Origin of the sequence: uncultured Gimesia sp. (assembly GCF_937910335.1) — a bacterium.
GTDB lineage: Bacteria > Planctomycetota > Planctomycetia > Planctomycetales > Planctomycetaceae > Gimesia.
In genome coordinates, this window is sequence record NZ_CALEMX010000399.1 from 1 (window position 1) to 12893 (window position 12893).

The 12893-nt window shown below is 45.1% G+C and carries 10 protein-coding genes; 1 reads left to right on the forward strand and 9 read right to left on the reverse strand.

Going from position 1 to position 12893, the window contains the following annotated elements:
- The 9 genes from Q0668_RS15740 to Q0668_RS15780 all read right to left on the reverse strand — a co-directional run.
- Positions 1-474: hypothetical protein (locus Q0668_RS15740; protein ID WP_298866374.1), on the reverse strand; the 474-nt coding region annotated here is incomplete at its 3' end.
- Between the two features lie 48 nt (positions 475-522).
- Complete coding sequence (locus tag Q0668_RS15745; protein ID WP_298866376.1) at positions 523-975, reverse strand: hypothetical protein; 453 nt, start codon at positions 973-975, stop codon at positions 523-525.
- Between the two features lie 96 nt (positions 976-1071).
- Positions 1072-3675, reverse strand: a complete 2604-nt coding sequence (locus Q0668_RS15750; RefSeq protein ID WP_298866378.1) for a tetratricopeptide repeat protein — start codon at positions 3673-3675, stop codon at positions 1072-1074.
- Between the two features lie 356 nt (positions 3676-4031).
- Entirely contained in the window at positions 4032-5816 is a 1785-nt protein-coding gene (locus Q0668_RS15755) for a penicillin-binding protein 2 (protein ID WP_298866380.1), read from the reverse strand.
- Between the two features lie 49 nt (positions 5817-5865).
- A complete protein-coding gene (locus tag Q0668_RS15760; protein ID WP_298866382.1) occupies positions 5866-6180 on the reverse strand; it encodes a hypothetical protein in 315 nt (104 codons plus the stop codon).
- Positions 6181-6276: 96 nt separating this feature from the next.
- Positions 6277-8148 (reverse strand): LysM peptidoglycan-binding domain-containing protein, encoded by a 1872-nt coding sequence (locus Q0668_RS15765; protein WP_298866383.1) that lies wholly within the window; start codon positions 8146-8148, stop codon positions 6277-6279.
- A gap of 91 nt (positions 8149-8239) precedes the next feature.
- Positions 8240-9151, reverse strand: a complete 912-nt coding sequence (rsmH, locus tag Q0668_RS15770; RefSeq protein ID WP_298866384.1) for a 16S rRNA (cytosine(1402)-N(4))-methyltransferase RsmH — start codon at positions 9149-9151, stop codon at positions 8240-8242.
- A 680-nt stretch (positions 9152-9831) separates the two neighbouring features.
- A complete protein-coding gene (locus tag Q0668_RS15775; protein ID WP_298866385.1) occupies positions 9832-10287 on the reverse strand; it encodes a cell division protein in 456 nt (151 codons plus the stop codon).
- Between the two features lie 202 nt (positions 10288-10489).
- Entirely contained in the window at positions 10490-11611 is a 1122-nt protein-coding gene (locus Q0668_RS15780) for a glycosyltransferase (RefSeq protein WP_298866386.1), read from the reverse strand.
- Positions 11612-11852: 241 nt separating this feature from the next.
- On the opposite strand from Q0668_RS15780, the gene queA reads away from it, so the two are divergent.
- Positions 11853-12893: tRNA preQ1(34) S-adenosylmethionine ribosyltransferase-isomerase QueA (gene queA, locus Q0668_RS15785; RefSeq protein WP_298866387.1), on the forward strand; the 1041-nt coding region annotated here is incomplete at its 3' end.

Consider the following 12893-nt stretch of genomic DNA (forward strand, 5'->3'; position numbering starts at 1 on the left):
CAACCTGCGACTTGACCGAGTATTTAATTCAGAAATCAAACCGGAGCACTTGCGCGATAACCGCGCATATTTGATTGCCGAATCAAGTAAGCTTCTGGTACTGTCCAGAGTGTCTTGTGGCCTGATTTCTGCAAAGGGAACCAGTGACTCAAGGGAATGGTTTCTTAATGGTTTCACAATTTCATTTTGAGTCTTCTCTGCTAAAGCGGGATAAAATAACATGGGAACCAAATTTTGTTCAGAGGCCTGTTCCACAGAAAAAGTTATTTCCGCAATCGTTTTTTGATCTAGCAGTACACAGATATCCGCATCCGGTTGCTGTGAAGTTTGTGAAAAAATCACATCCGCCAGCGGAATTACCGAATATCCCAGATTAGAAAATTGAGTGCATACTTCCAGACGTCGTATCCGATCCTGAGAAACAACCTGGATCACACCTCGTGATGCTGAATTATTTATTACGTTTGTATTCATTATTTAAAACCATTTCGTCGAAAGACAAATCATTTAAAATTTCTTACACTATTGATCAATGTTCAAATGCCGATGCGTCACAGGGGCTAAACTATCCCGGTATGCTTCACCCACTTTTTCTCCCTGATTCAATGATTGAACCTGCTGTTTCGTGCGATCTCGTCGATCAACCATACTCTTCGTGCTGGTGTCTTCGATTTCGAGCAGCTTCGATAAAACCTCTTCAGATTCACTCAAGATCTCTTCACACGTTTCACGTTGCTCTAAAGTCAGGAGACTACGCTCACGCTTCCACTGCTCCCAGAGGGAAGGCAGTTGTCTCGTATACTGATCTAACTGACCTAATAGACGCTGCTTCTTTCCTAACACATCTAACAGGCCGGTATAGTCGTCCTGATTTATCAGCGACTGCTGTTGAATCGAAAGTTTCAACAACGCCTTTGAATATTCCAGGCGAACCGAAAAAAGTTTGAGATAATCGATTTTCTGTGTGGATGTCATAAGAAACTACATAAAAATTCAGGTTAATTATTATCTGAATCAAACTGCAACCTGATTCAGGGTTCCAGGCTTGAATTCATTTTCTACTACACAACTCTAAACTCCATTACCTGTCTGTAATTGATTTATTTTGGCATTAGATTTACGAAATTCACGAGACCAGTCTAACCAGCGATTCCATTCTTCGCGTCCCAGGTTAGTTGCCTTGGACTCAAACACTTTATCAGGCATCTGTTTCAGAATAATTTTTGCCTGTTCGAGCATACTCTTGGCTTCATTTTTTTTGCCCAGACTTTCATAACATCCGGACATCTTCATATAAGCGATTAAGACTTCAGTACACTGAGGATAGCGATTAACGGCATCATGATAAGATTTAATTGCTTCGTCGTATTCTTCTGTCCGATACAACAGATGTGCGGTCCCAAAACAAGCAGACTTCAGCAACCTTTTCCCCAGAGAATCTAGTCGATCCTGAGTTTCCAGTTTTCTCAACTCACGATTTAATATCTGGAGCTGTAGATTTGCCATTTTTAAATAAGCAAACTCTTTACGCTTCAGCTCCATTCGCGCATTCTCTGTTTTTGCAGATTTCATTTCCTGACGAGGTTGACTAGCCTGATTCTGTAGCGATCGTGCTAACAAATAACGTGCCTCGTGAACTTTTTCTGATTCCGGATAACGATTGACATATTCACTCAAACGCTTCGTAGCCTCTTCATGATAGTCAATTTTCACTTCGTTCACGGGCTGCTCTTCCGTTTTCGTATCGTTTTTGGGTTCTGCAGTTTGAATGTCTGCAATCTTACCTTGATGAAAATTCAGCTTGCCCAAAGCAAAAAGAGAATCCTGCCACTGTTTCGCTTTCGGAGTCAAAATGCTCGATTCCAGAATTTCAGTCCAGATTCGACTGGCCTGATCAAGTTCATCCTTCTCAAGATAACTAACCCCCAATAAATACTTTGCCTCAAAAGAAGCGACATCGGTGGGATAATTGGTCATCACGCGTTCAAAGTGATTAATGGCGTCATCCAACTGATCAAGCTCAAGTAATATCTCTCCTCTGCGTACGAGTGCCTGAGGCATTTTTTTGTCCGGCTTAGTATTAATAAAACGAGTCAGAACTTTGATTGCCGTCTCAAAATCCTGCCCTTTCTGAAAATGCTCAGCTGATACCGATAATATTTCACCATAGCGATCCGTAGTTTGAAGTAGTCTGGAAAGATCATAATAAGCTAAACCACTTTGCTTCCAACGCTCTTTCTGCTTTGGCTTCATTACTTCGTGCTGACTCATGGGTGATTTCTCAACAAGTCGCTCATAATATTCGGCCCATCGCCGATTGGCGTTAGCCGCAAGTTCTCTTGCTTGAACCTCTGGTAGCAAGGGAGGTAGAAAATCTGTCAATTGAATTGCCGTATTAAAAGTGGTTACGCCATTTTGAATTTTCTCTTCGTCAACCCAGTCATTCCAGGCATCCAGAACATAAGCTTGTACCTGTTCCAGATTCATCCAGCGATTTCGAAAATCCTGAGGACTGTTAATCGACCTCAAAGCGGCCCGATAGGCAATCAAAGCCTCTTCTGTTCGACCACTTTTTCGTAGTAGATCGCCGAGATGCAAATACGCAGCCAGTCCTTCGTGTGAACCCGCATAACGGTGTGTCGTCTGTTCATAAAATCCGATGGCTGCTTCTGAATCATTCAAGGATTCCGCACACAAACCCATCAGATAAGAGGCTTGACGCGAAAACTTACGCTCTAATCCCAGATTGTCTTTCACAGGAGCCAAAATGGCTAATGCTTCCCGGTATTTCTTCTCTGCCATCAATGTCTGTGCCTGAAACACAACTGTGACCTGATTCACTGAATCCTTCTGCTTCACTTTTGCCAAAACCTGCTGAGCCTGACTGTTCTTACCTTGAGCCAGAAAGATCTGGGCTCTCTGCAAATACAATCGGTCCAGAGTCTCAGGATTCATTTCTTCGGTCTGCAGCGATTCTGTATTCAAATCAAAAGCCTTATTTAAATCGGCTTCTGCTTTGTCATCGAGATAGATATCCGTCAATAACATCGAAGTCTTTAATTTTCCCGGCGGATAAGTCTTGATCGCTTCTTCCAGAAGGGGTCGTGAATCTTTCATGGAACCCAGTAAATACAGACACGTTCCCAATGCAAAAGTCCATTCCGGACGATGGTCTTGATCAACGGCTCGTTTCTCTGCCTCTTTGAGATAACGACTGGCAATCAAATATTGATGGTCCTGCGATTCTCCAGTGAGTTCTTCTGCATTTCTAAACGCAACGACTCCAAAGATAAAATACAGAGCCCCGGGAAAGTCCGGATCCTGATACTCCATTTTCTTCAGAGTATAGGCCATCTCCTGCGCCTCGTTTCGTGAATTTTGATCTTCTGATGATTCCAGAAGGATTAATGCTTCAGCTAATATTTCTTTTGGCGTTTTTTCTGGTACGCCCGTTGTTGTCCAAAAATAGACCAAGGTTAAAACCAGCACTGCAGCACTGATGGCCAGAGGTTCCCAACGCGCCCGCACAAATTTTGTGAGCTTTTCACGTAACGAAAGTTGTTCCGCGGTTGTATCATCGACCCCGGTTTTCTCACCCGCGCTGTCAGGTGGTTCTTTCACCGCAACGTTAGCAGCCTCGTCTGATTCTAGTTGATTAATGTTTTCTTCTGCCATAACTTAGCAGCCCATCAGGATGACGGGAGATCCTCTAAAAATAGATTGTTACTTGATATGAATGAATCGAAGTATCTGGAATTCAGATTTGTGAAATGCGTGTGTAGCATTGCCGAAACTACGAACAGGATTCCCATCTCGTGAAATGAAAACCACGTAGAAATTGGCGGAGAGAGTTTTTTGTGTGAAAGAAGGGAGTGAATGAGAGAGATGTGAAACTTGAGCCTTAATACAAAAAATATGGGTTTTTTGTCAATATCGATTCAAGTTGATGAGTGAATTTCTCTCTCTACAATCACAACTGAAAACAGCTAAAATACGCAGCCTAAGTAAAGATGCTCAGCTAGTCGTGATCCTTAACGTAACGCGTTACGTGGCCTATCAGTCATTTGCCTCAATGGTTTTTGCCCCGATTTATCAAAGGGAACCCGCAGATACATCAATGTTTTATTGAGTATCTCGGCAGCCGGAGGTCCAGCAATCGTTCCACCATAGTGGTTGGGCCCAACGGAAGGTTCATTTACTACCACGAGTACGAGCACACGGGGATCGTGTGCTGGAGCACCACAGATAAAAGAACTTACATGTAATTGCGACGAATACCGACCCGTTTGAGGGTCAGGTTTCTGAGCAGTTCCTGTCTTTCCAAATACAGTATAACCTTCAAGCTGCGCCTTCATCCCAGTCCCCCTGCTCACAGTTTCCACCATCGGAACACTAACAAGCCAGTCAGCCACCTCTTCGGAAATCACCGGGGTGGACACCAAAGGGCGAACCTGCTCCGGTTCTTCATGAGACCGTGGATAGTAATTGTGATCGATCTGATCGCGGATCAATCGGGGGTTGAGTAACTTTCCCTGATTAGCAAGTGCCACATGGGCGGTAATCAACTGAATCGGCGTAACTGCAATTTCCTGTCCCATCGGGATAGAGCCAGTCGAGTAGATATTCCACTTTTCCAACGGTCTGACGATCCCAGTCAGCTCTCCGGGAAGTTGAACACCCGTCTTCTGACCGAAACCAAATGCTGTCACGGCTTCGTACAGACCGGCGTTCGTCAGTCTTTCACCGATTTTAGCCATCCCGATATTACTCGACTTGACCAAAATATCGGTAACACTCAACATCCCATAACTGTGGTGATCATGTAGCAGGCGCTTTCCCATTTGGTATTCGCCCCGCTCACAATCGAATTGTTCCTCTGTTTTCAACAGGCCTCTCTCAAGCGCGGCGGCAACGATAAATGGCTTCAAGGTAGAGCCTGGTTCGTAAATTGAGGCGATCGCAGTATTTTTCCAGGCGGTCTCGGAAATGTTCTCTGGATGATTCAAATTGAATGTAGGCACAGAGGCCAATGCCAGCACTTCGCACGTTTTGACGTCCATCACAATTGCGCAGGCACTTTTGGGTCGCCATTTCTCGAGGATCGACTCTAACTCTCGTTCAGCATAAAGCTGGATGATCGAGTCCAGTGTCACAACCAGAGTCTCCCCATTACGGGCTGCTTCTCGAGCGTCATTGCGCACTTCAATCACTCGACCATGAGCATCACGAACTAGAAAACGATGACCATTTTGACCACAAATTAAATGATCAAACGCTTCTTCAATTCCTCCCTGCCCTTTCCCATCAATATCTCGCAATCCCAGCGCATGGGCAGCCAACGCACCCTGTGGATACTTCCGACGATATTCCTGTCGAAAGCCCCAGGCTTTATCAGGGAGATTGAGAGATCGGACACCTGCTAATTCATCATCAGTCAGTCGCCGTTTTACCCAGAGAAACATTTTATCCTGGTTCTTTTTCAGTCGGTCCTGAAAATATTCCTGGTTGATACTGAGAACCGTACAGACCTCTGATACGTTTTTCTGATTTTTCAGCTCCTGCGGTATCATGTATAAACTATTGGTGACAATCGTCGTTGCCAGCAGTCGCCCGTTACGGTCAAGAATATCACCGGGACGGGCTGGTATTTTTTCTTTACAAACCTGCTGACGCGCAACCACTGATGCAAATTGACGGTGGCCGATATATTGGAGAAAAATGAGGCGTCCGGAAATTACAATCCAAGACAACACAACCAGGATTATGAGACTCCAGGTGCGCCAGCTGATTTGAAATTTCGAGTTTTCGGAATGCAAGAAACTACTCACCTGCTACAAAAGTCAATTAGATCATTTTCCAAAAACACTACTTTTTATTCGCCTTCGATGATCTGTTTAAATGCCATTGCAGCAACGGCATTTCACGACGATTGGTTGATGCGGGACGTCGATTTGACTTCACGTCAAGCTCACCCCGTTCAATGGAATTTAAAACCTGGCCGGGAGAGCCTGCCCGCTGTGTAGCCAATTTCATCTTGGCATGAGCATTGATCAACACTTCCAATTGGTAATGTTGACGACTGACCTGACGTTTGAGTTTCAGGCTTTCTTTTTCAAGACCAATTCCGATCAGAGAGATAGCAACCGCTAATAAGATGGCACTACCAAAACGGAATAACATCGAAACCCACCTTCCCAAACCAGCAGGTCGACCAGATATCGATTCACAGCCGGTTTAGAATCCCACGAAAAAGACAGACACACACGCCTGTTTTCACTATCGGCTGGATGAGTTTCCGGGAACAAGACTGACTCGGCTGGCGTCATAAGGGAGCTGTAATTCAGCGCCAATTTGTAGCTTATTAGGGTTTTGCAGTTTTTGGCGATTGATCTGATAAATCTGATACCAGCGGGAAGAACGCCCCAGATGTCTCTGTGATATATCGGTCAATGTATCGCTGCTGCCGATGCGGTACATCGGCTGACCATCCTGGCTGATAAAAAAGCCCGATGGTTTACTCTGTTTGCGATTCGTCTTTTTGCCTGCAAATTCCCTGACGGTTGTCCGCGCTGCATTATGACGCGCCTGATATTGTGCATCAATCGATGCGCGGTCAGGTGCCAGCAATTTCAACCCCGGTTTCATCTTGCGAGGATCACTCACACGACTTCTGTTGATTTCTGCCAGTAATTGAAAATAGCGTCCACTGCCATAAAGTTTTTTGGAAATCGTCCAGAAGTTCTCTCCATTTTGTACCACATACTCACCGCGAACCTTCTGAACAGGCTGTTGAGTGAATGACTCCTCCTGAACAGATCCAAATTTCTGTGTCGACACTTCATTTACAGGTGCAGGACCATCAAATAACCCCCGAGCCTGAGGAACTTTCTGCTCCGCAGTCATCTCGGAATCACGAAACGAACCCGTATCAATGGCAGCTGCAGGACGCTTGACGGTCGTGACACTTTCTGCCTGTTCTGCAGAAAACTCTTCCGCGCGAAAATCCCCAAACCGATCCTCGTTTTGATTCGTCTTCACTTCGCTGAACTCAGATGACTGTGGCTGTTCAAATTCTTGAGCAGCGGAAGCCGGCTTCTCCTGTTGGAACGCGCTCTCAGTAGGAGTGTTAGAAGCCTGAGGTTCACTTTGTGAAAATTGAAACGAGTCAGAATCTTGGGAACTGGAGATATCAGTAATTTTTACCTGAGCTGATTCTGCTGAAAATTCTTCAACATTTTGGTTCTGTGCTGAATTCGTTTCGTCTGCCAGACCAAAATTTTCAAACTCATTTTTCTCAGGTGGCTGCGACTGTGCGGGCATTTTTTGCCCCACTTCTGTTGCTGACGTACCAAAAGGATCTTCCTCAACTTGAATGGCACCGCTCGACCCCTCTGCTGTCTGAGCAAATTCATTCTCAGCAGGCTGTTTCATCAGTCCCGAATTCTCGCTGCTTGTGCCAGACGAAAATTCCGATTCTGGTTCGCTGTTAAAACTATTCTCCTGCACAGTCCCTGCTGGATTTGATCCCGGCTGTTGAGCAAATTGATCTACACTGGAAAATGAATCCTTCTGCGGATTATCAAAAGTAGCTGGCTCTGATTGAAATTCATTCTGGGAAGGATTCGCAAATTCATTCTTCGAACCGGTTGGTGGATCAAATTCCTGGAAACCATTCTCTGCCTGATTCGAAGCAATCTCGGTCGTCTGCTGAGGTTCGCTTTGATTTTCAAACGATTTTTGGGAAAACGGATCGTTTTCCGCAGTTTCTGACTGCGGCTTCGCAAACGGATTCTCCTGATTCTGTCCCCCTTGTGGGGTTGAAAAGCCAGAGTTATCCGCCACTTTTTCAAACTGACCGGGCTGATTTTCTACCTCATCCGAAGACGAAGATTCAGATTTCCCATCTGCAAACGGATCATCTGCCTGTGGCTGACCCGTCTCTTCTGATGGTTTCTCCTCCGGATTGTTGATTGCCATATTCTCCTGGGGTCGATTGATTTTTTGGTAAACAACCAACCCAAATGCACTCAACAGAATGAAAATCAGGCAAAGCCCCACTTTGGTTTCGATGGCGATTCCTGTTTTGGGTTTTTCAATGCCCCAATCTTCTTCGTCCGCTTTTTTTTCTGTTTTTTTTTCTGCAGTCATGGCTCTAAACCATTTCCAATTAAACGTAATAAATGTCTTTTTCAGACAAACAGAATTCTGTTTGCCTACAAGCCAATTTGAGTTGTAATAGTTATGTGCGTATAGCCACTCTCAGTTTCGCCGTTCGGCAACGCGGATTCACTCGTTGTTCCGCCTGCGTTGCTATCATTGGTTTCGCTGTCAAGTTTTTCCAGAGCGTCTTATTTTTAAAAGCCTGCTTCACCAGGCGATCCTCCAGGGAGTGAAAACTGATGATTGCAGCTCGGCCTCCCGCCTTTAGTACTTGTGGTAAAACAGAGTCCAACATGGTTTCTAATTGTTCAAGTTCCTGATTCGCTGCAATCCGTAACGCTTGAAAGACACGTGTTGCCGGATTCTTCCTGGCCGATGCCAATGCTTTGGAGGGAATCGCTTGCTCAACGGCTTTGATTAATTGAGCAGCCGTTCGGATCGGTGATGTTTTTCGCTGCTTGACAAGCTGGCTTGCTATTCGCTGGCTGAACCGTTCTTCGCCATATTTTTCCATAATCTCACTCAATTCCGATTCGGAAAGTGTTTCCAACAGTTTCCAAGCCGGAATCCCTGTTCTGGTATCAAACCGTAAATCTAACTCTCCCGTCGATTCAAATCCAAATCCGCGAGCATCATCGCTCAATTGATCAGAAGACAATCCCAGATCTAATAGAATTCGATCAATTTGATTCAATTTCAGTTCTTCCAAAACTGCCGGAAGTGCTGCATAACTGGATTGCCTGAGATGACATTGCCCGCTCGGCAATTGATCACACCCTATTTGTTCTCTGGCAAAATTCAGCATCATTGCATCTCGATCTAAACCTATTAAAGTTCCCTCTGCACCAATTTTCTGCAGAATATGCTGGCTATGACCGCCGGCTCCTACCGTTCCGTCCACAACCACCAAACCGGGAGATAAATCTAATTGCTCAATAACTTTACGCAACATGACCGGTAAATGGATCGGCCTTTTCTGATCACCGGACATACCTGGCATTCACTTGGTAACGATTCTAAATAAAACAATCCAGCATAAATCGCACAGAGGAAATCTGTTCGACTGATAATGGAAATGATAATGGAATTAAGGGGGTAGAGACTTTTGAAATGATACTCTGAGAGACTGCTGGCGACTCAAGTTGAAGAACCAAATTGAGCCTCAAGCGTGGCAAGTCTAGAAAAATCTCGTTTTTTTGGCAAGATCAGTTAAAGATTTTTTGAAATGCAAAACAGTCAGGGGCCTAAGTCACTTTCCAGATCGAATTTAACGAAAGCAAACCGACTCCAAATCGAAAGGGATTCGTCGAAAACAGAGTCCAAACATCTCAAAATCCAATAGAAGACTGAAAGAATACATCCCGATTGAGAAATCGAGATCGAAGTGATTCAAATCTGAGAAAATCGCACTTCTGTACAATCAAAGAACCCTGAAGCCATCCGTCTCAAGCAGCATCCATTCCACTTGTATCAGGAGACGAACGACCGGTGGCCCAACCCAATATTCTGAGCACACACAGGTGACTTCCATTTCACCTTCAATCCGCAAAGCCCGGTAGCCAGCGGAAGAGTTCTAATATTTCCTCCTTGAAAAATTCCCGATTTATTGATTGATAACAGTTTTGTCACGTTGGTAGTCATTCGCGTTCTGTTCCACAGTTCGACAAATTTCTACCAGGGCATTTGACCAAAGGCCTGAGAAGCCATTTCATCAAAATGAGGCCCATGCTGGTTAAGATAGGTATTCCAACGCTCAATACTCCACAGTTCGGCATGGTCCTGAACTCCAATCAACACCACTTCCTGCTTAGTTTCCAAGAGAGCCAGATCAGCCAAACGTTCGGGAATGCAGATACGTCCCTGTGAATCTACTTCCACTTTCTCTGCCCGTGAATAATAAAGGCGAAGATATTGAGCTGCCTCCGGTCCATTCTTGGAATACTCTTTTAATCGTTGTGCCTGCTGTTCAAATCCTTTCTCCGAAAAAAGCAACAAAGATGATTCAGTACCCGGTGCAATGTAAATCTGAGTGAATTCTTTGTTGACAAGCTCTTCCTTGAGTCTTTTAGGGATCGCTAATCGACGTTTTCCATCCAAAATCTTGTTGAAAGTTCCCGTTAACGCCATTGATCCCCACTTGCCACCATTTATCACCACAGAGTGATGAATTTATCAGGCAGAATGGAATCGTCAAGCACGATTGAAAGCTAGAGCAGAAAAGAAAGAACTTGAATTGACCTAGATACTTATCACGATTGGAATTGGGAATTTTTAGATTTTTAAATTTTGTTTTCCAAAATCAATTTTAATGTCGAAATTTTGCCAAAAATCAGTCACTTGATGTGAGAAGGTCCTCATAGATCTGCTCGTATTTCTGAGCAATTGAATCCCATGTAAACTCTTTTTTGACAGTATTTTGCGCATTTTCGGCCATCTTGTGAAATTCGGCAGGCCGCGAGCTCAAATCCAGAAGTGCCTTTAGTATCTCTTTCGAACTGTCAGAGGCCACCAGCGTCCCCTGTTCCCCATCCTGAATCAATTCGGAAACACCATCCACGATCGTCGAAATGACCGGTAAACCGGCAGCCATCGCTTCCAGAACGACGTTTGGCATTCCCTCCCATAAAGAAGGCAGCACTAGACAACAGGATGCTTTCATCAACTGAGGGATCTGAGATTGCCAGCCTGTAAAATGGATGCGTTTTGCACATGCCATTTGAGAAGCATCCTGTTCTAACTCAACTCTCAACGGACCATCACCAACAAACAGCAGATGAAATTCAGTATTCTGCTCTGCAAACTGGTCAAATGCGGCCAAAAGATTCCCAGGTGCTTTCTGAGGATCAAGTCTTCCGACAAACAAGGCAACCTTCGCATCCGCAGGAATCCCCCACTGACTCAAATCCATCGCTTCTGCAGTATCAAACAGTTCAAAATCGACGCCATTGGGTACAACCGTCACTTTAGACTCCGAAAGCTTTCCCTGTTGAACAGAAAAGTCTGCCACCGATTGACTCACGCAGATATTTAACTCCACCAGCCTGTTCGTCCAACGATCTAGTAATAGATGTCCATTCTTCCGTTTTTCAGAAACACGTATCCCCGAGACAGTATGTTTGATTCCCGCCAGTCGTGCCGCAAACCTTCCAGCGAGATTGGCATGAAATAAGAATGTTTGCAGCAAAACTGGTTTTTGTGATTTGAGTTTTCGTGCCAGTCTCCAGATAATTCGGATATCCCAAGATAATGTTACGTCTAAAATCTCTGTCGGAATGCCTGCCTTTTCCAATTCATCCACAAGAGGCCCTGTGCCAGTCAGTGAGTAAACAACAGGGGCCCATCGCTCGCGATTTAACCGCTTCACAATTTGAACCAGCGCACGTTCTGCCCCACCGGGCTGTAGTCCGGTAATACAAAAGGCAATCGGAGTGGGAGATTTTCGGTTCGTCAACAGTCGATTCTCTCTCAAGGCAATAAATAGTCAGCAAACTTCCTCTATTATCAGTCATAACCTGAATTCTATTGTTCGAAGGCTGAAATTATCGACAAGCTTAGATTCCGAAAATGTGTTTAATATGCTAAGAGAAAATAAAAATCTTCGTTAAAATCCGCCATTTACAGTAATTTCCAGACATAATTCGAGCAGATCACTCCAAACTCTATTGAAGTCTCATAATCTAGAAACCCGCCTGATGACCGAATTGAATCACTTCAACTACGAACTTCCACCAGAATTAATCGCCACCGAACCCTCAGAGCAGCGTGATCAATCTCGGCTGCTGGTTCTAGATCGCCAGTCACAAACGATCAGTCATAGTTCGATTTCCGATCTTCCCCGCTTTCTGGCGCCCGGCGATTGTCTGGTACTGAATGATACGCGCGTGCTCTCTGCCCGATTATTTGGCGTGAGAACATCAACGGGCGGAAAGTGGGAAGGTCTCTATCTGGGATCTAATGCCACTGGACAATGGAAGTTGATGAGTAAAACAAGAGGCAAGCTGGTACCGGGAGAAATTATCGAACTGAAACCCGCTCATCAACGCGCGTTACAAAAACGAATCTCACTCAAGTTGGAATCAAAAGATACAGAAGGCTATTGGACTGCGACCCTCCAGTCTGACGAAGACCACCTTACACTGCTTGAACATTTCGGAACGATGCCCCTCCCTCCCTATATGCGCCGGGAATTGGCGACAGAAGAAGACTGGGAACGCTACCAGACCGTGTACGCCAACCAACCCGGAGCCGTCGCAGCTCCAACTGCCGGACTGCATTTTACACCTGACCTGTTAGATCGCTGCACGCAAAAAGGGATAGGTATTGCGAAAGTCACCTTGCACGTCGGCATTGGAACTTTCAAACCGATCTCCACTGAAACTTTGGAAGAACACAAAATGCATTCCGAATGGTGTGAATTGTCGAAAGAATCTGCTGACCTGCTCAATACAACCCGAAAAAATGGAGGCAGAATTATTGCCGTTGGTACAACCAGTGTCCGGACTCTGGAATCGGTTGCCCGTGAAGGCGCACTCAAAGCCTGGAGCGGTGAAACAGATATTTTCATCTACCCACCATACAAATTCCAGGTCGTCGATTGCCTGCTGACAAACTTTCATTTGCCAAAATCAACATTGCTGGTTCTAGTCAGCGCCTTTGCCGATACCGAATTGATTCGCCAGGCCTACGAAAAAGCTGTAGAAGCGAATTACCGCTTCTACAGCTATGGTGACGCC

Bases quoted from the DNA above. Each gene is read 5' to 3' on its own strand.
- Q0668_RS15775 (WP_298866385.1), bottom strand. From the start codon at position 10,287: ATGGCGTTAACGGGAACTTTCAACAAGATTTTGGATGGAAAACGTCGA.
- Q0668_RS15745 (WP_298866376.1), bottom strand. From the start codon at position 975: ATGACATCCACACAGAAAATCGATTATCTCAAACTTTTTTCGGTTCGC.
- Q0668_RS15765 (WP_298866383.1), bottom strand. From the start codon at position 8,148: ATGACTGCAGAAAAAAAAACAGAAAAAAAAGCGGACGAAGAAGATTGG.
- Q0668_RS15760 (WP_298866382.1), bottom strand. From the start codon at position 6,180: ATGTTATTCCGTTTTGGTAGTGCCATCTTATTAGCGGTTGCTATCTCT.
- rsmH (WP_298866384.1), bottom strand. From the start codon at position 9,151: ATGTCCGGTGATCAGAAAAGGCCGATCCATTTACCGGTCATGTTGCGT.
- Q0668_RS15750 (WP_298866378.1), bottom strand. From the start codon at position 3,675: ATGGCAGAAGAAAACATTAATCAACTAGAATCAGACGAGGCTGCTAAC.